Raw genomic sequence first — 17,739 nt, 5'->3', positions numbered from 1 at the left:
ACGCGGTTACGCGCGACGACCCTTGACGATCTTCTCCTGGTTGACGTCCTCCGCCTCGGCTGCAGCGTGCTCCTCGTGACCCGGGGCGCCGATGGCGTGACCCTTGCCGCCCTGGAACTCCAGGATGAAGGCATCCGTCTGCTTCTCCAGCTCGGCGACCGTGGCGTCATCGAGGACGTTGGTGTCGCGGAGCGTCTCGAGAACCTCGGTGTTGCGACGCAGGTAGTCCAGGAGCTCGCGCTCGAAGCGCAGGACATCCGAGACCTCGATCGTGTCGAGCTTGCCGTTGGTACCGGCCCAGATCGAGACGACCTGCTCCTCGACGGGGTACGGCGAGTACTGCGGCTGCTTGAGCAGCTCGGTCAGTCGTGCACCGCGCGAGAGCTGACGACGCGAAGCCGCGTCGAGGTCGGACGCGAACATGGCGAACGCCTCGAGGGAGCGGTACTGCGCGAGCTCCAGCTTCAACGTGCCCGAGACCTTCTTGATGGACTTGACCTGCGCGTCACCACCGACTCGCGAGACCGAGATACCCACGTCGACCGCAGGGCGCTGGTTGGCGTTGAAGAGGTCGGACTGGAGGAAGATCTGGCCGTCGGTGATCGAGATCACGTTGGTCGGGATGTACGCCGAGACGTCGTTCGCCTTGGTCTCGATGATCGGGAGACCCGTCATGGAACCGGCACCGAGCTCGTCGGACAGCTTCGCGCAACGCTCGAGCAGACGCGAGTGCAGGTAGAAGACGTCACCCGGGTATGCCTCACGGCCCGGCGGGCGGCGCAGGAGGAGGGACACGGCACGGTAGGCCTCAGCCTGCTTCGACAGGTCATCGAAGATGATGAGGACGTGCTTGCCGCCGTACATCCAGTGCTGCCCGATGGCCGAACCGGTGTAGGGAGCCAGGTACTTGAAACCGGCGGGGTCGGATGCCGGAGCGGCCACGATCGTGGTGTACTCCAGAGCGCCGGCCTCTTCGAGCGCACCCTTCACCGAAGCGATGGTGGAGCCCTTCTGACCGATCGCGACGTAGATGCAGCGAACCTGCTTGTTGACGTCGCCCGACTCCCAGTTGGCCTTCTGGTTGATGATCGTGTCGATCGCGATGGCCGTCTTACCGGTCTGACGGTCGCCGATGATCAGCTGGCGCTGACCGCGGCCGACAGGGATCATCGCGTCGATGGCCTTGATGCCGGTCTGCATCGGCTCGTGCACCGACTTGCGCTGCATGACGCCGGGCGCCTGGAGCTCGAGGGCGCGCACGGCCTCGGTCTCGATGGCGCCGAGTCCGTCGATCGGGTTGCCGAGCGGGTCGACGACGCGGCCGAGGTAGCCGTCGCCGACCGGAACCGAGAGGACCTCGCCGGTGCGGGTGACTTCCTGACCTGCCTCGACACCGGTGAACTCGCCGAGGACGACGACACCGATCTCGTGCTCGTTCAGGCTCTGCGCGAGACCCTTGGTGCCGTCGGCGAAGATCACGAGCTCGTTCGCCATGACGCCGGGCAGTCCCTCGACGTGCGCGATGCCGTCGGCGGCGTCGATGACGGTGCCGACCTCGGTCGCCCCAGCCCCAGTGGGCTCGTATGCTGCGGCGAAGTCCTTCAGCGCGTCACGGATGACGTCGGGGCTGATCGATAGTTCTGCCATTGTCTTCCCTTTGTATCTGGGTGCGCGGTTCCCCGCGCGAAGTCGTGTTAGCCCGCGAGCTTCTGGCGAAGGTCTGCGAGTCGTGCGGAGATGCTGCCGTCGATGACGTCATCGGCGATCTGCACGCGCAGACCTCCGACCACGGCAGGGTCGATGACGACGTTGAGGGCTACCTGACCGTCGTAGCGACGCGAGAGCGAGTCGCTGAGACGGGCGCGCTGGGCGTCGCTGAGAGCGGTCGCGGTGTGGACCGTGGCGACCACGCGATCACGCTGGTTCGAGACGATGCTCATCGCCCGGTTCAGCAGTCGCCGAACGCGGCGCTCGCGCGGCTGACGCACGAGCGAGGTGATGATCAGTCGGCCGGCGGTGCTCGTGGAGCCTTCGGCCAGGAGCCGCTCGACGAGCGCACCCTTGGCTTCCTCTCCGCCGAGGCGACCCCCCAGAGCCAGTTCCAGCTCCGGGTTCGTGGCGACGACGCGAGAGAAGCTGAAGAGCTCTCCCTCGATGTCCGCATCGGGCTCGGCGATCGCCGCCGCGCGGATCGCGAGCTCCTCGACACCGTCGACGAGCTCACCCGCGTTCGACCAGCGCTCCGCGACGACCGTCTTCAGAACGCTCTGAGCGTCTGCGGAGAATCCGCCGAACACCGCGGCCACGACGTCCTGTCGCGCCGCGGCGGGAGCGGAAGCATCAGCAAGCGCGCCGCTCAGCTGAGACGATTCGCTCACGGCACGCGCGGCAGCGAGGAGCTCCCGCGCGGTCTCGAGAGTGATGTCCTTCGCTGCGGCAAGCGTCTGGATGGATGCCGCGAGTGCCTGAGTGGTCGCGCTGCCCATTACTGAGCCGCCTTCTCGGATGCCTCGAGCTCGGCGAGGAAGCGATCGACGACAGCCGTCGCACGCGCGTCGTCGGAGAGCGTCTCGCCGACCACGCCGCCGGCGAGGTCGAGGGCGAGCGTTCCGACCTCGCTGCGCAGCGAGACGAGAGCGGTCTGCCGCTCGGCCTCGATCTGCGTGTGCGCGGTGGCGGTGATGCGCGCGGCCTCGGTGGCTGCGGCATCCTTCGCCTCGGCGACGATCTTCTTGCCGTCCTCGCGGGCGGCCTCGCGGATCTCGCCGGCCTCGGTACGCGCCTCAGCGAGCTGACGCGTGTACTCCTCGAGTGCCGCCTCCGCCTGCTTCTGCGCCTCGTCGGCCTTGGCGATGTTGCCCTCGATGGCGGCGGACCGCTCGTCGAGCATCTTCGTCAGCTTGGGAAGGGCGACCTTCCACACGACGATGAGGATGACGATGAACCAGAGGCCCGACCAGATGATGTCGTACCACGCAGGGATGAGGGGGTTGTTCGGCTCACCCTCTGCTGCGAGGTTCGTGACAAGAGCGTTCAGCATCCTGTCTCCTTCAGAAGTCGGTGAGGATTACGGGAAGGGGATGAATGCGACGGCGATGCCGACGAACGCAAGCGCCTCGGTGAAGGCGATACCGATCCACATGAGGACCTGGAGACGACCGGCCAGCTCGGGCTGACGGGCGACGCCCTCGATGGTCTTGCCGACGACGATGCCGACGCCGATGGCCGGGCCGATGGCTGCGAGGCCGTAGCCGACCGCTCCGAGGTGACCGTTGATTTCAGCGAGAACCGTAGTAGCGTCCACGGGTTTTTCCTTTCGTTGGGTGGGAGGGCTGATGCCCGCCCGCTCAGTGCTCTTCTGCGACCGCGAGCTGGATGTAGACCGCGGTGAGGACGGTGAAGACGTATGCCTGCAGGACGGCGACCAGGATCTCGAAGATCGTGAAGGCGCCACCGAAGGCGAGGGTTCCGACACCGAGCGCGGCCCAGCCGCCACCTGCGGTGAAGAAGAAGAACTGGGTCGCGGAGAACGCGAGCACCAGGATCATGTGCCCCACGACGAGGTTCATGAGAAGACGCAGCGTCAGCGTGACGGGGCGCAGGATGAACGTCGAGATGAGCTCGATGATCGCGACGATCGGCATCGCGGCGACCGGCACGCCCTGCGGGAACAGCGAGTTCTTGAAGAACTTGAATCCGTGGCGCTTCATGCCCGCGTAGATGAAGGTCACGTAGCTGACCACGGCGAGCGTCAGCGGCACGGCGACGATCGCGGTTCCCGGCATGTTCAGGAACGGGATGATTCCCGTGATGTTCATGAACAGCACCATGAAGAAGATCGTGGTGAGGATCGGCAGGAAACGATCGCCGTCCTTGCGCCCGAGCATGTCGTGGGCGACGTTGGTGCGGACGAATCCGAGCCCCATCTCCACCAGGCTCTGGAAGCGTCCGGGGACGACCTTCATGCGGCGGGTGCCGAGCCAGAGGATCAGAACCACGGCGATCACCGCGAGCAACTGGACCAGGTGGATCCGGTTGACGGGAATCGGTCCTACGTGGAAGAGGATCTCCGGGAAGAAATCGTCGATCGAAGGGCCGTGGAACTCGCCGTCGGAGGCAAGTCGGGGGGTCAGGGTCGCAGCAAGATTAAACAGCGCGGGCTCCAGCTTCGGGGCACCGGTCTAAACCGGGGCGACGATGGTCGGTGTGCTACACAGCGCAAGCGCTCGCGGGCGAGCGGCGGGCACGTTTCAACAGTATCAGAATCTGAGGGTCACCTAAGACCGCGGGCCGCCATCGACCGGTCCCTCGTCGACGTGATTCGCGTTGCCGGGGGCGCGGTCCTCCGGCACCTCTGTCGGCAGGGTGGTGTCGCTCACGTTCGGCAGCCGCATGCGGGTGAGCACGATCACATCGATCGCGAGCGACATCAGCACGCCGGCCACGATCGAGAGGAAGAACACCATCGGCTCCAGCCACGGCTGACCCGCGAGCAGGATCATCGCGACGACGAAGAGTCCGAGCTTGAGGAGCCAGCCGCCGAGGACGATGGCGAAGAAGAGCTGGACGTAGATCGGGTCGCCGTACCAGCGGTTGGCGATGAGGATGCTGATGCCGGTGATCGCCAGGAACACGGCTGCCAGCAGCACGCCCAGCAGCCCGCTGACGAGCCCCTCTCCCCCGGCGACGGCGTAGCCGACACCGCCCGCGACGATCGCGAGAGCCGCGGTGGCCACCGCCGACCAGATGAGGGTCCGCCGCAGGATCGGCGTGCTGGAAACGGGGCTCGGGCTCATCAGGACTCCACGGGTGTCGGGTCGGTGTCGGCCGCCGCTGCGCTCTTCCTGCGGCGGGTGGGACTCAGGGTGACGACGAGGCAGGCGGCGATGCCCACGACGCCGAAGGCGACGCCGGGCAGGTACTGGCCGGGCCAGTCCTCCCGCGCACCCACGTACATCAGGAGGACGGCGAGCGAGATCACGGCTGTCCACGCATAGAAGATGAGGACCGCGTCGCGGTCGCGGTGGCCGAGATCGAGCATTCGGTGATGCAGGTGCTTGCGGTCGGGCGAGAACGGTGAGCGCCCGGCACTCATGCGACGCAGGACGGCGAGCCCGAAGTCGAGCAGCGGCAGCAGCACGACGAGCAGCGGCAGCAGGATCGGCAGGAACGCACCGACGAGCTGCGAACGTCCGAGTCGCTCGGGGTCGAGGGCCGACGGATCCATCTGCCCGGTGATCGCGATCGCCGACGTCGCCATCAGCAGACCGATCACCAGTGCGCCCGAGTCCCCCATGAACAGCTTCGCCGGGCTCCAGTTCAACGGCAGGAAGCCCAGGCAGGCACCGATCAGGACGGCTGCGATGAACGTCGAGAGGTTGAAGTAGCTGGAGGCGCCGGAGTCACGCGTGAAGATGTAGGAGTACGCGAAGAAGACGCCGTTCGAGATGAGACAGACCCCTGCGACGAGTCCGTCGAGACCGTCGATGAAGTTCACCGCGTTCATCACGATGACGATCGCGAACATGGTGATCGTGATGCTCAGCCAGCTGGAGACCACGATGAGGTCGCCGAAGGGCAGCGACAGGATCTGCAGGCCGCCCCCGACGGTGATGAGTCCGGCGGCCAGGAACTGCGCGCCCAGCTTGATCATCCAGTCGATGTCCCACAGATCGTCCACCACGCCGATGATCGCGATCAGCAGAGAGGCGCCCAGGATCGACCACATCGTCTGCGGTGGGATCCAGATGCTCTGGAAGAAGGGGTTGACGGCCGAGAACCCGAAGGCGGCCGCGATACCGAGGAAGATCGCCACCCCGCCGAGACGAGGGGTCGGCGTCGTGTGCACGTCTCGTTCACGGATGCCGGGGTACAGCTTGAAACGGAGGCTCAGCCGCCACACCGCCCATGTCAGCGCGAAAGTGATCGCGGCGGTGAGGATGATCGTGAAGAGATACTGCTTCACGAATCCCCGTCCTGCTCCTCCGTGTGCGCGTGCTCCGCGTGCTGCTCCTCCGGCTCGAGCAGGTCGCCGAGCACCGCCTGCAGCTGCTCGCGGGACACGGCGCCCTCTCGGAGGATGCGCACGGTTCCGGCCTCGGAATCCGCCCCTCTCCGAACGAGGGAGGTCGCATCCACGATGGTGGAGGCGATGCCGTCCTTGCTCATTCCGTCGGCGAGGTAGACCGCGACGCTGTCGCCGAGCATCTTCTCGGCGTCCAGTGCCGAGATCGCGGCAGCCTGGCCGGTGAGGTTCGCGCTGGAAACCGCGAGAGGGCCGGTCTCCGCCAGCAGTTCGAGGGCGACGCGCCCCTCCGGCATCCGAACCGCGACGGTCCCCAGAGTCTCCCCCAGGTCCCACACCAACGACGGCTGGGCCGGGAGCACGATGGTCAGGCCGCCGGGCCAGAAGGCCTCGACGAGGCGCTCCACCGGCTCGGGAACGGACTCGGCCAAGGCGGCGAGTGTCTCCTTCGTGCCGATCAGGACGGGGGGCGGCTGATCGCGGCCTCGTCCCTTCGCATCGAGCAGGCGCTGGACGGCTGCCGGGGAGAAGGCGTCGGCGGCGACGCCGTACACGGTGTCTGTGGGCATCACGATGAGGTCGCCACGGCCGATCGCCTGGCGCGCATTGCGCATGCCGGCGAGCAGCTGCGACTCGTCGCGGCAGTCGAAGATGGTTGACATGACGGTTCGATTCTATGCGGCCCGGATGCCGCGCATGCTCGGAGGTCGCTGATCAGGGCCGGAGCGCGGTGGTCGTGCGGTCCCGCAGGGTCAGGTCGCGATGCGTCGCCGCCGCGCGCCAGCCGTCAGCGGTGAGGATCTCCCTGATCGACTCGCCCTGCAGCTCGCCGTGCTCGATGACGAGGAGACCTCCCTGGCGCAGCAACTGCAGCGCCCGTGCGCTGAGCACACGCACGATGTCGAGCCCGTCCTCTCCCCCGTACAGCGCCATGGCGGGGTCGAACAGCCGTACCTCCGTATCCCGCGGAACGGCTGCGTCCGGGACGTAGGGCGGATTCGAGATGACCACGGATGCCGTGCCGTCGAGTTCGGGGAACGCGTCTCCCAGGTCTGAGAGAACGAGTGTGAGGTTGTCCACCCCCGCGACGTTCCTGCTCGCCCAGGCATGGGCGTCCTCCGAGAGCTCCGCGGCGAAGATACGGGCATGCGGTACCTCCGTGGCCATGGCCAGGGCGATCGCGCCGCTCCCGGTCCCGAGGTCGATGCCGATCGGTGCGGGGTCGGCGGAGTTCAGCAGTTCGTCGATCGCGTACTGCACGACCGTCTCCGTCTCCGGGCGCGGCACGAACACCCCGGGACCGACGGCCAGCTCGAGGTGGCGGAAAGGGGCGGTGCCGGTGATGTGCTGCAGCGGCTCCCGTGTCGCACGGCGGGTCACCAGAGCGTCCAGTGCGGCCGCCGAACCATCGTCGATCGTGTCGCCGCGCACGATAGCGGCCTGCACCTCGCCCCGGCGCCGACCCCCGACGTGACCGGCGAGCAGCTCGGCATCGACGAGCGGATCGGGGACGCCGGCATCGGCCAGGCGCTGTGCCGCGGCGCGGACGACCGCAGCGAGCGAGGAGTCGGACATGGGTTCCAGCGTAGAGTGCAAGCGGCTGTCACAAAGACGAATCCATAGGCCTGCTCCCCTAGGCTTGTCCGGCAGCGACCCCCGAAGGAAGGCTTCTCATGCCCGGTATCCACTCCGACATCACGACCGCTTTCGGCAACACGCCGCTCGTCCGCCTGAACCGGGTGACCGAGGGCCTCGGAGCCACGGTCCTCGCCAAGCTCGAGTACTACAACCCGGCTTCCAGCGTGAAGGACCGCATCGGCATCGCCATGATCAACGCGGCGGAGGCATCCGGTGAGCTCACCCCGGGTGGCACGATCGTGGAGTCGACCAGCGGCAACACCGGCATCGCCCTCGCGATGGTCGGTGCCGCACGCGGCTACCGGGTCATCCTGACGATGCCGGCCTCCATGTCCAAGGAGCGCCGAGTCCTGCTGAAGGCGTTCGGCGCGGAGATCGTGCTCACCGACCCCACCAAGGGTATGAGCGGCGCGATCGAGGAGACCAAGCGCATCGTCGCCGAGACGCCCGGGGCGATCTGGATCCGCCAGTTCGAGAACGCCGCCAACCCGCAGATCCACCGAGAGACCACGGCGCAGGAGATCCTCCGCGACACCGACGGCGCCGTCGACATCCTCGTCGCCGGTGTCGGCACGGGCGGCACCGTGACGGGAACCGGCCAGGCTCTGAAGGCGGTGAAGCCCGGCATCCAGGTCATCGCCGTCGAGCCCAAGGACTCCCCCGTGCTCAGCGAGGGCCACCCCGGCCCGCACAAGATCCAGGGCATCGGACCGAACTTCGTCCCCGACGTGCTCGACCGCGATGTGCTCGATGAGATCATGACCGCGGAGTTCGACGAGTCGCTGCGGGTCGCCCGCGAGCTCGCCTCGAAAGAGGGTCTGCTCGTGGGCATGTCGTCCGGCGCGGCCGTCGCCGCGGCGCTGAAGGTCGCGGCGCGACCGGAGAACGCCGGCAAGACGATCGTCGTCGTCATCCCCGACACCGGTGAGCGCTACCTCTCCACCGCGCTGTTCGAGGACCTGCGCGAAGACTGAGGCCGTCGATGGGCATGATCGGACGAATGCGCGAGGACATCGCGGCAGCTCGTCTCCGGGATCCGGCTGCGCGCAGCGCCGTCGAGGTCGCTCTGCTGTACCCGGGATTGCACGCGATCTGGGCGCACCGCGTCTCGCACGCTCTGTGGCGGCGACGGCTGCGCCTTCTCGCGAGAGCCGGGTCACAGCTCTCGCGCTTGCTCACGGGCGTCGAGATCCATCCGGGTGCGAGGATCGGACGCCGCTTCTTCATCGACCACGGCATGGGCGTCGTCATCGGCGAGACCAGCGTGGTGGGTGACGACGTGATGCTCTACCACGGTGTCACTCTCGGCGGACGCACGCGGACCTCCGGCAAACGCCATCCCACGCTCGGTGACGGCGTCGCGGTCGGCGCGGGCGCGAAGATCCTGGGTCCCGTGACGATCGGCGCCGGATCCGTGGTCGGCGCGAACGCGGTGGTGACCAGGGATGCCCCGGCCGACAGCATCCTGGTCGGTGTTCCCGCGAAGCCCCGCCAACGCACCGTCGGCGAGGACACCAGGGCCCTGCTCACCGCGCCGGACTACTACGCGATCTGACGCAGGCGGAGGCCGCCGCGCGCTAGCGTCGCCGGCCCTTGACCGACTCGGCCTTCTTGCGGAGGAAGATCAGAGGCAGCAGCACGCTGCCGAGCGCGGTGATGAGCCACACGATCACCGAACCGAGCAGCCATCCGGTCAGATCGGTGATGCGCAGACCCCCGACCGGCAGCAGTACGACGATGATCAGGGAGATGAGCGTCGAGAAGATCCCGATCCCGCCCATGAGCACTGGCGCGTAGCGCGTAGCCATCTTCCCGACCCACGGCGCGAGCACACTCTGCAGGATCGCGAAGATCAGGATGCAGATGACGAAGCCCCACCATTTGTCCCACTCGATGTGGAATCCGTCGAGGGCGAGGTCGGCGACGATCAGGCCGAGTCCGGCCGACACGACGTACATGAGGCCGCGGAACAGGAGTGTGATCACGGCCCGAGCCTAGCGCCCCGGTGGTCGCCCGTCAGGATTCGGAGCCGACGGCGGCAAGCCGTGCTTCCTCATCGGCGGTGACGGCGCTCTCGATCAGCGGGTCGAGTGCTCCGTCCATCACCTGATCGAGGTTGTAGGCCTTGAACCCGGTACGGTGGTCCGCGATCCGGTTCTCCGGGAAGTTGTAGGTGCGGATGCGCTCGGAGCGGTCCATGCCGCGGATCTGCGACTTGCGGGCATCGGATGCCGCCGCGTCGAGCTCCTCCTGCTGCCTCGCGAGCAGTCGCGCGCGCAGCACGCGCATGCCCGCTTCACGGTTCTGCAGCTGCGACTTCTCGTTCTGCATCGAGACCACGATGCCGGTCGGCACGTGCGTGATGCGCACTGCGGAGTCGGTCGTGTTCACCGACTGCCCACCGGGTCCCGAGGAGCGGAAGACATCGATCTTGAGATCGTTCTGGTCGATCTGGATCTCTTCGGGCTCATCGACCTCGGGGAACACCAGCACACCGGTGGTCGACGTGTGGATGCGCCCCTGCGACTCGGTCGCAGGAACGCGCTGCACGCGATGGACGCCGCCCTCGTACTTCAGGTGCGCCCAGACGCCCTGCGCCGGATCCGACGACGATCCCTTGATCGCGACCTGCACGTCCTTGTATCCGCCGAGGTCGGACTCGTTGCGCTCCAGCAGCTCGGTCTTCCACCCCTTGGACGCCGCGTACTGGATGTACATGCGCAGCAGGTCGGCGGCGAACAGCGCGGACTCGGCGCCGCCCTCCCCCGCCTTGATCTCCATGATCACGTCGCGAGCGTCGTCGGGGTCGCGAGGGATCAGCAGGCGCCGCAGACGCTCCTGGGCGCTCTGCAGCTCCTCCTCCATCGCCGGGATCTCCGCAGCGATCGAATCGTCCTCCCGAGCGAACTCGCGAGCGGTCTCCAGGTCGTCGGTCGCCGCGACCCACGCCTCGTACGCCGCGACGATCCTCGACAGCTCTGCGTAGCGGCGATTGACACGCTTGGCGCGGGCGGCATCGGCGTGCACCGCCGGGTCGGAGAGCTCCTCCTGCACCCGGCGATGCTCGTCGATCAGAGTCTGGACGGACTCGAACACGGCTCAGCCGCTCAGCGGATGTTGTTGTCGTGCCCGTGCGCGCCCGAGGGGAGCGTGGGGATCGACTTCTGCATCTGCACGAGGAACTCGACGTTCGAGTGGGTCTCCTTGAGCTTGCCGAGGACCACCTCGAGCGCCTGCTGCTGGTCGAGGCCCGCGAGAGCACGACGCAGCTTCCAGGTGATCTTGACCTCATCGGCCGAGAGCAGCATCTCCTCGCGGCGCGTGCTGGACGCGTTCACGTCGACGGCCGGGAAGATGCGCTTGTCGGCGAGGGCGCGGGACAGGCGCAGCTCGCTGTTGCCGGTGCCCTTGAACTCCTCGAAGATGACCTCGTCCATCTTCGAGCCGGTCTCGACGAGAGCGGTCGCGAGGATGGTGAGCGATCCACCGTTCTCGATGTTGCGTGCGGCGCCGAAGAAGCGCTTCGGCGGGTACAGCGCCGAAGCGTCGACGCCACCGGAGAGCACACGACCGGATGCCGGAGCCGCGAGGTTGTACGCGCGGCCGAGGCGGGTGATGGAGTCGAGCAGCACGACGACGTCGCGCCCGAGCTCGACGAGACGCTTCGCACGCTCGATGGCGAGTTCGGCGACCGTGGTGTGGTCTTCGGCCGGACGGTCGAACGTCGAGGCGATGACCTCGCCCTTGACCGAGCGCTCCATGTCGGTGACCTCTTCGGGGCGCTCGTCGACGAGCACGACCATGAGGTGGACCTCGGGATTGTTCTGCGCGATCGCGTTCGCGATCTGCTGCAGGACGATGGTCTTGCCGGCCTTCGGCGGCGCGACGATGAGACCGCGCTGGCCCTTGCCGACCGGGGCGACCAGGTCGATGATGCGCTGGGTCAGCTTCTCGGGGGCCGTCTCCATGCGCAGGCGCTCCTGCGGGTACAGCGGGGTAAGCTTGCCGAACTCCACACGGGTGGCCGCATCCTCGATGGACAGGCCGTTGATCGAGTCGACCTTGACCAGGGCGTTGTACTTCTGACGCCCCTGCTGGTCTCCCTCACGGGGCTGCTTGATGGATCCGACGACCGCATCGCCCTTGCGGAGGTTGTACTTCTTCACCTGTCCGAGCGAGACGTACACATCGCTGGGGCCGGCGAGGTAGCCGGTGGTGCGCACGAAAGCGTAGTTGTCGAGGACGTCGAGGATGCCCGCGATCGGGATCAGGACGTCGTCCTCGCCGATCTCGGTGTCGAACTCATCGGTCGGCGCACCGTTGCGGCGCTTGTTGCGCTGACGGTTGCGGTTGTTGCCGCCGGCCTGGTCGTCGTCGGCGGCCGGCTGAGCCTGCTGCTGCTCCTGCGCCGCACCGTTCTGACCACGACCGCGGTTGCGGCTACGGCTGCGGTTGCGACCGCGACCACCCTGTTCGTCGCCCTCGCCGGACTCGGACGAGGCGTCGCTGTTCTGCGACGGCTCTGCAGGTGCGGCGTCGGGTGCGGATTCCGCAGCGGACTCCGTCGCAGAGGCCTCGGCCTCGGGAGCGGGCTTCTGCGCACCACGGCGTCCACGCCCGGTCGTCTTGGGTGCGGGCTCGGCAGGAGCCTCGGTGGGTGCGGCGGCCGGCGTTTCTGCAGCGGCGGTGTCCGCAGCAGGAGCCTCGGCGTCCGCCTTCTTCGCACGGCTGCGACTCGGGCGCTTCGCCTTCGGCGCGGCCTCGGTGGCTTCTGCACCGGAGGATGCAGCCTCGGACGCGCCCGCTTCCGGCGCAGCATCCGACTTCGCGGCCTTCGCCGCCTCGGCCTTCTCAGCCTTCGCCGCCGCGGTGGCGGTGCTCGCGCGACGCGGTGCGCGCTTGCGCGCCGGTGCGGTGTCGGTCGACTCTGCGGCTGCCGCAGGTGCTTCGGCGGCCGGAGCTGTCTGGTCGTTCTGGGCCTCGGAGAGGTTCTCCACGAGTACTCCCTTATATGTCATGGGGAATGAGCGTTGAACGCACACAACGGGTGCTGCGCGCGATCGCACGGGCTGACGCTCGGCGCCAGCCAGCCTCGGCACTTGTGCCACAGGGATTTGCGTGCGGGTCTTGCAAGAGTTGCAATGGGGCCAGATTCACGTAGTTACGTGGAGCCCTCCGCTCGAGTCCCCACTGTACCACCACGGACGTCGACTGCGAGCAGGAGCGCCTCCCACGGGGTGTCGGTGACTCGATCGGCCAGTTCGACCGCATCCTGACGACTGCCTGGTCCGTCGGCGAGCACCAGCACGCTGGGGCCGGCACCGGAGACGACGGCTGCGAAGCCCGCGGCGCGCAACGCCTGCACGAGGCGCTGCGTCTCCGGCATCGCCCCGGCGCGGTAGTCCTGGTGGAGCCGATCGGCAGTCGCATCGAGGAGGAGCTCGGGGCTCTGCATCAGCGCCGCGATCAGCAGTGCGGATCGGGAGACGTTGAACACGGCATCCGCGGTGGACACCTGCGGAGGCTGCAGCGACCGCGCCTGCGAGGTCGACATCGTGTAGGCGGGCACGAGCACGAGCGGCGAGACGCCGCGGTGCACGAGGAGCTTCTTGTGCTGCGGTCCGCGCTCCGACATCCAGGCGATCGTCAGGCCTCCGAACAGCGCGGGAGCCACGTTGTCGGGGTGTCCTTCGAGTTCGGTCGCGAGACGGAGAAGGTCGGTGTCGCCGATCTCCACATCGCCCTCGAGCAGTCCCTTCGCGGCGAGCACACCGGCAGCGACGGCGGCGCCCGACGAGCCGAGGCCGCGCCCGTGCGGGACTCCGTTCTCGGCCACGATCCGCAGACCGGGGACCGGGCGTCCGGCGTCGGCGAACACGTATGCGATGGTGCGGACGATGAGGTTCGACGCATCGCGCGGGATCTCGGCGGCACCGGAGCCGGTCACCTCGATCTCGAGCTCGCCTGCGGGCAGCGCGGTCACCTGCAGCGTGTCGTAGATGCTGAGGGCGAGGCCCAGAGTGTCGAACCCCGGACCGAGGTTGGCACTCGTCGCGGGAACCCGCACCTCGACCGTGCGTCCCACGACGGCGGCACCCTCGGAGGGTGCGGCGACTGCTGCCATCGTCACTCGCCTTCCACCCGGAGGACCGAGACGACACGGGCGACGACGGAGCTGTCGGCGAGGGCGTCGACGGTCGCGCTGAGCGCCTGCTCGGTCGCGCGGTGGGTGCCGATGATCAGCCGCGCGGTCGGCTCGTCCTCACCCTCGACGGTCTGCACGACCGTCGCGACCGAGACTCCCCCGTCGCTGAGGATCCCTGCGACCGTGGCGAGCACACCGGGCGCGTCAGCGACCTCGAGCGTGATCTGGTAGCGCGTGGTGACGTGTCCGATCGGCACGACCGGCAGGTTCGCTCGCGTGGACTCGCCCACGCCGACACCGCCGGCGATATGACGGCGAGCCGCCGAGACGACATCGCCGAGCACGGCGGATGCGGTCTGCACCCCGCCGGCGCCGGCACCGTAGAACATCAGGGATCCGGCGGCCTCGGCCTCGACGAACACCGCGTTGTTGGCGCCGTGCACGGAAGCCAGCGGGTGCGAGGTCGGCACGAGCGCCGGATAGACCCGCACCGAGATCGACTCGGCGCCGTTTGCCTCGATGCGCTCGCATACCGCGAGCAGCTTGATCACGAAGCCCGCTGCGCGTGCCTCCTCGATCATCGACGCCGTGATCGTGGTGATGCCCTCGCGGTACACGGCATCCAGCGGCACCGCGGTGTGGAACGCCAGGCTGGCGAGGATGGCCGCCTTCTGTGCGGCGTCATAGCCCTCGACATCCGCGGTCGGGTCGGATTCGGCATAGCCGAGACGCTGTGCGTCGGCCAGCACATCGGCGAAGTCGGCGCCCTCGGTGTCCATGCGGTCGAGGATGTAGTTCGTCGTTCCGTTGACGATGCCCATGATGCGGACCACCCGGTCGCCGGCGAGCGAGTCGCGCAGCGGACGGATGATCGGGATCGCGCCGGCGGCGGCGGCCTCGTAGTACACGGACGCGCCCACGCGGTCCGCGGCCTCGAACAGCTCGGGCCCATGGGTCGCCAGAAGTGCCTTGTTGGCCGTGACGACGTCAGCTCCGGAGCCGATCGCCTGCAGGATGTTCGTGCGAGCGGGCTCGATGCCGCCGATGAGCTCGATCACGATGTCGGCGCCCAGGATCAGCGACTCGGCGTCGGTGGTGAAGAGCTCCTTGGGCAGGTCGACGTCACGCGGTGCATCGAGGTTGCGCACGGCGATGCCGGCGAGCTCCAGTTCGGCGCCGGCACGGTCGGCCAGCTCGTCGCCGTGGCGCAACAGGAGCGCCGCGACCTGCGAGCCGACCGCTCCGGCACCCAGCAGCGCCACGCGAAGTCGTCGGTAGTCAGTCATGGTTGCTCCTTCGGGGGTGGGTCATTGGTCTCCCTCGGGGGCGTCCGCCCCGTCGATGCCCGCATCACGGGCCAACACGTCGTCGAGCGTCTCGCCGCGGACGATGATCGTCGAGCGCCCGCCGCGGACGGCGACCACGGGTGGCCGCGGGACATGGTTGTAGTTGCTCGCCAGAGAGACGCAGTACGCGCCGGTGGCGGGCACCGCCAGCAGATCTCCGGGTACGAGGTCTTCCGGCAGATACTCGTGGTCGACGACGATGTCGCCGGACTCGCAGTGCTTGCCGACGACCCGGCTGAGGCGGGGATCGCCCGCCCCGACGCGGGACGCGAGTCGGGCGGAGTACTGCGCGCCGTACAGTGCGGGGCGCGCGTTGTCGCTCATCCCCCCGTCGACGCTGATGTACCGGCGCACGGCACCCGACTCGATCGTCACGTCCTTCGTCGTGCCGACCTCGTAGATCGTGACGCCGGCCGTTCCGACGATCGCTCGTCCCGGTTCGAAGGAGAGCGCGGGGACCGGTATGCCCCGGGCGGCACAGCCCTCGGCCACCGCGGTGACGATCGCTCCTGCGAGCTCATCGATCGGAGTCGGGTCGTCGACGCGGGTATAGGCGATGCCGAAGCCGCCGCCGAGGTTGAGCTGCGGCACCGGTCCGTTTTCGAGCAGGGTCGCGTGCAGGTCGAGGACGCGGGACGCCGACTCGCGGAAGCCGGCGACGCCGAAGATCTGCGAGCCGATGTGGCAATGCAGGCCGGCGAACACGAGGCCGGGGATCTCGCGGATGCGGGCGACCGCCCTCTCGGCATCCGCGAACGGGAATCCGAACTTCTGGTCTTCGTGCGCGGTGGCGAGGAAGTCATGGGTCTCGGCGTGGACGCCGCTGATCACACGCACCAGCACCCGCTGCGTCGCCCCGGTACGGGCCGTGATCGCCGCCAGGCGCTCGATCTCGATCGCGCTGTCGACGATGATCGTGCCGACACCGACCTCGACCGCGCGCTCCAACTCGGCGACGGACTTGTTGTTGCCGTGGAATCCGAGAGATGCGGGCGCGACTCCGGCGGCGAGGGCGACAGCGAGCTCTCCCCCGGTGCAGACGTCCACGCGCAGCCCCTCGTCGACCACCCAGCGTGCCACCGTCGTGCACAGGAACGCCTTGCCCGCGTAGTAGACCTGAGCCGTGGTGCCGTTGGCAGCCGCCGCCCGGTCGAAGGCGATCCGGAACTGTCGGGCGCGGCCGCGTACCTCCTCCTCGTCCAGCACGAGCAGCGGCGTGCCGTAGGTTCGCGCGAGCGTCGTGGCGCTGACGCCGGCGATGTCGAGCGCACCGTCGGCGTCGCGCACCGCAGAGGCCGGCCACACGCCGTCGGCGAGATCGTTCGCGTCGTCGGGGACGGCGAGCCATTCCGGAGCGAGCGAATCGGCAGGGAGAAGCACTGATCACCAATCGTGGGAAGGATCTCGGGCGGGGCGCGCACATCGAGGTTGCCCCCGATTCTAGGGCACCGGCCGGATCACCCTGGTCATGGTGACGCGCGGCGTCAAGCCCCTGCAGCGGTCGGTCCCCGCCTCCTAGGGTGGGGGCGTGGCGAACACCGAATCACGAACCGACTCCCCTGCCCGGCCCGGCCTGATCGCGCGTATCACCGGTCCGGTCATCGCATGGGCCCTCGCGCGACGCCCGGTGCGCGCGGCGCTGCTGTACACCGAGCGGCGCGGACCGATGCTGGCCGACAGCGTCACCTATCGGGCTCTCTTCAGCGTGTTCGCCGGCGTGTTGCTGGGCTTCTCGATCGCGGCGCTCTGGCTCGCCGGCAACCCGGCGGCGTGGCAGGCGATCATCGACGCGGTGCAATCGGCGGTGCCCGGACTCATCGGCAAGGACGGCGTGATCAGCACGAAGGATCTCGATGCGCCGGCGTCGCTGTCCATCGCCGGCATCGTCTCGCTCGTCGCACTCGTGGGTGCCGCCCTCGGTGCCATCGGCTCCCTGCGCACTGCCGTGCGCGTGCTCGCCGGGACCCTGCAGGACGACATCCTCTGGATCTGGGTGATCCTTCGGAATCTCGCGCTCGCCCTGGGCATCGGTCTGGCGTTCGTCGCCTCGGCCTTCCTGACCTTCGTCGGCCAACTCGGAGTGGCCTGGATCGCGGATCTGCTCGGACTCCCGGCCGACTCGCCCGTCGTCGCGTGGACCGTGCGCCTCCTGTCCCTCCTCGTCGTCTTCGCGCTCGACGCTGTGATCATCATCGGAGTGTTCCGCCTGCTCTCAGGCGTGCGCCCGTCCGCGCGCTCGCTGTGGTCGGGGGCTCTGCTCGGCGCATTCGGTCTTCTGGTCCTGCAGGAGCTGTCCGGGCTGTTCGTCGGCGGTGCCACGAGTAACCCGCTCCTCGCCTCGTTCGCCTCCCTGCTCGCACTCCTGATCTGGCTGAACTTCTCCGCGCAGGTGATGCTGTTCGCCTGTGCCTACATCGTGACGGCCGAGGAGGAGAACGCGGATCGGGTGCATGCCCGATTCGGGGCGACGACCTTCGTGCAACGACGACTGCAGCGAGCCGAGGTGGACGTTCGGATCGCCACCGCCGAGCTGCGCGCGGCACAGGAGGCTGCGGCTGCGGAGAAATCCGTTTGACGGTGCCCGC

At 68.3% G+C, this 17,739-nt stretch carries 18 protein-coding genes; 3 read left to right on the top strand and 15 right to left on the bottom strand.

The genetic code is table 11. The features are described from left to right. Positions 1-6: 6 nt before the first annotated feature. The 9 genes from atpA to prmC all read right to left on the bottom strand — a co-directional run bounded on the left by atpA (position 7) and on the right by prmC (position 7,600). Positions 7-1,647 (bottom strand): F0F1 ATP synthase subunit alpha, encoded by a 1,641-nt coding sequence (gene atpA, locus CQ045_RS01570; protein WP_105720937.1) that lies wholly within the window; start codon positions 1,645-1,647, stop codon positions 7-9. A gap of 47 nt (positions 1,648-1,694) precedes the next feature. Further along, positions 1,695-2,486 (bottom strand): F0F1 ATP synthase subunit delta, encoded by a 792-nt coding sequence (locus CQ045_RS01565; protein WP_105720936.1) that lies wholly within the window; start codon positions 2,484-2,486, stop codon positions 1,695-1,697. Beyond that, positions 2,486-3,040 (bottom strand): F0F1 ATP synthase subunit B, encoded by a 555-nt coding sequence (locus CQ045_RS01560; protein ID WP_105720935.1) that lies wholly within the window; start codon positions 3,038-3,040, stop codon positions 2,486-2,488. The genes CQ045_RS01565 and CQ045_RS01560 overlap by 1 nt, the downstream gene beginning before the upstream one ends. A 27-nt stretch (positions 3,041-3,067) precedes the next feature. Then, positions 3,068-3,304, bottom strand: a complete 237-nt coding sequence (gene atpE, locus CQ045_RS01555; RefSeq protein ID WP_017830994.1) for an ATP synthase F0 subunit C — start codon at positions 3,302-3,304, stop codon at positions 3,068-3,070. 43 nt (positions 3,305-3,347) lie between these two features. Further along, positions 3,348-4,016: a F0F1 ATP synthase subunit A gene (gene atpB / locus CQ045_RS01550; protein WP_374955003.1), complete on the bottom strand. Its 669-nt coding sequence runs from the start codon at positions 4,014-4,016 to the stop codon at positions 3,348-3,350. A 261-nt stretch (positions 4,017-4,277) separates the two neighbouring features. Continuing rightward, positions 4,278-4,796, bottom strand: a complete 519-nt coding sequence (locus CQ045_RS01545; RefSeq protein WP_105720933.1) for a hypothetical protein — start codon at positions 4,794-4,796, stop codon at positions 4,278-4,280. Beyond that, complete coding sequence (locus CQ045_RS01540; RefSeq protein WP_105720932.1) at positions 4,796-5,965, bottom strand: MraY family glycosyltransferase; 1,170 nt, start codon at positions 5,963-5,965, stop codon at positions 4,796-4,798. Before CQ045_RS01540 ends, CQ045_RS01545 begins: the two co-directional genes overlap by 1 nt. Next, positions 5,962-6,687, bottom strand: a complete 726-nt coding sequence (locus tag CQ045_RS01535; protein WP_105720931.1) for an L-threonylcarbamoyladenylate synthase — start codon at positions 6,685-6,687, stop codon at positions 5,962-5,964. The genes CQ045_RS01540 and CQ045_RS01535 overlap by 4 nt, the downstream gene beginning before the upstream one ends. 52 nt (positions 6,688-6,739) lie before the next feature. Continuing rightward, complete coding sequence (gene prmC / locus CQ045_RS01530) at positions 6,740-7,600, bottom strand: peptide chain release factor N(5)-glutamine methyltransferase (RefSeq protein ID WP_105720930.1); 861 nt, start codon at positions 7,598-7,600, stop codon at positions 6,740-6,742. Positions 7,601-7,698: 98 nt separating this feature from the next. Here prmC and cysK point away from each other — a divergent pair, with 98 nt between their 5' ends. Both cysK and epsC read left to right on the top strand, forming a co-directional pair. Further along, a complete protein-coding gene (gene cysK / locus CQ045_RS01525) occupies positions 7,699-8,637 on the top strand; it encodes a cysteine synthase A (protein ID WP_105720929.1) in 939 nt (312 codons plus the stop codon). Between the two features lie 8 nt (positions 8,638-8,645). Continuing rightward, positions 8,646-9,218, top strand: coding sequence for a serine O-acetyltransferase EpsC (gene epsC / locus CQ045_RS01520; protein ID WP_105720928.1), 573 nt, complete (start codon positions 8,646-8,648; stop codon positions 9,216-9,218). A 22-nt stretch (positions 9,219-9,240) separates the two neighbouring features. Here epsC and CQ045_RS01515 read toward each other — a convergent pair whose 3' ends face one another. The 6 genes from CQ045_RS01515 to lysA all read right to left on the bottom strand — a co-directional run bounded on the left by CQ045_RS01515 (position 9,241) and on the right by lysA (position 16,534). After that, complete coding sequence (locus tag CQ045_RS01515) at positions 9,241-9,648, bottom strand: phage holin family protein (protein WP_181156403.1); 408 nt, start codon at positions 9,646-9,648, stop codon at positions 9,241-9,243. A 31-nt stretch (positions 9,649-9,679) separates the two neighbouring features. After that, positions 9,680-10,759, bottom strand: a complete 1,080-nt coding sequence (prfA, locus tag CQ045_RS01510) for a peptide chain release factor 1 (protein ID WP_105720927.1) — start codon at positions 10,757-10,759, stop codon at positions 9,680-9,682. Between the two features lie 11 nt (positions 10,760-10,770). Further along, the gene (rho, locus tag CQ045_RS01505) at positions 10,771-12,681 is read right to left on the bottom strand and encodes a transcription termination factor Rho (RefSeq protein ID WP_105720926.1); all 1,911 of its coding nucleotides are present in this window, start codon (positions 12,679-12,681) and stop codon (positions 10,771-10,773) included. A 143-nt stretch (positions 12,682-12,824) separates the two neighbouring features. After that, positions 12,825-13,787, bottom strand: coding sequence for a homoserine kinase (gene thrB / locus CQ045_RS01500; RefSeq protein ID WP_105720925.1), 963 nt, complete (start codon positions 13,785-13,787; stop codon positions 12,825-12,827). A 2-nt stretch (positions 13,788-13,789) separates the two neighbouring features. Continuing rightward, positions 13,790-15,094: a homoserine dehydrogenase gene (locus tag CQ045_RS01495; protein ID WP_105720924.1), complete on the bottom strand. Its 1,305-nt coding sequence runs from the start codon at positions 15,092-15,094 to the stop codon at positions 13,790-13,792. Positions 15,095-15,115: 21 nt separating this feature from the next. After that, positions 15,116-16,534, bottom strand: a complete 1,419-nt coding sequence (gene lysA / locus CQ045_RS01490; protein ID WP_105720923.1) for a diaminopimelate decarboxylase — start codon at positions 16,532-16,534, stop codon at positions 15,116-15,118. A gap of 148 nt (positions 16,535-16,682) precedes the next feature. Between lysA and CQ045_RS01485 the strand changes: the two genes are divergently transcribed. Continuing rightward, positions 16,683-17,729: a YihY/virulence factor BrkB family protein gene (locus CQ045_RS01485; RefSeq protein ID WP_181156402.1), complete on the top strand. Its 1,047-nt coding sequence runs from the start codon at positions 16,683-16,685 to the stop codon at positions 17,727-17,729. Positions 17,730-17,739: the final 10 nt, after the last annotated feature.

The sequence above is a fragment of the Microbacterium sp. MYb66 genome, assembly GCF_002979435.1.
In the GTDB taxonomy this organism is placed as follows: domain Bacteria; phylum Actinomycetota; class Actinomycetes; order Actinomycetales; family Microbacteriaceae; genus Microbacterium.
The sequence above is the reverse complement of the archived record's forward strand: the minus strand, read 5'-3'. Positions and strand labels throughout refer to the sequence as shown.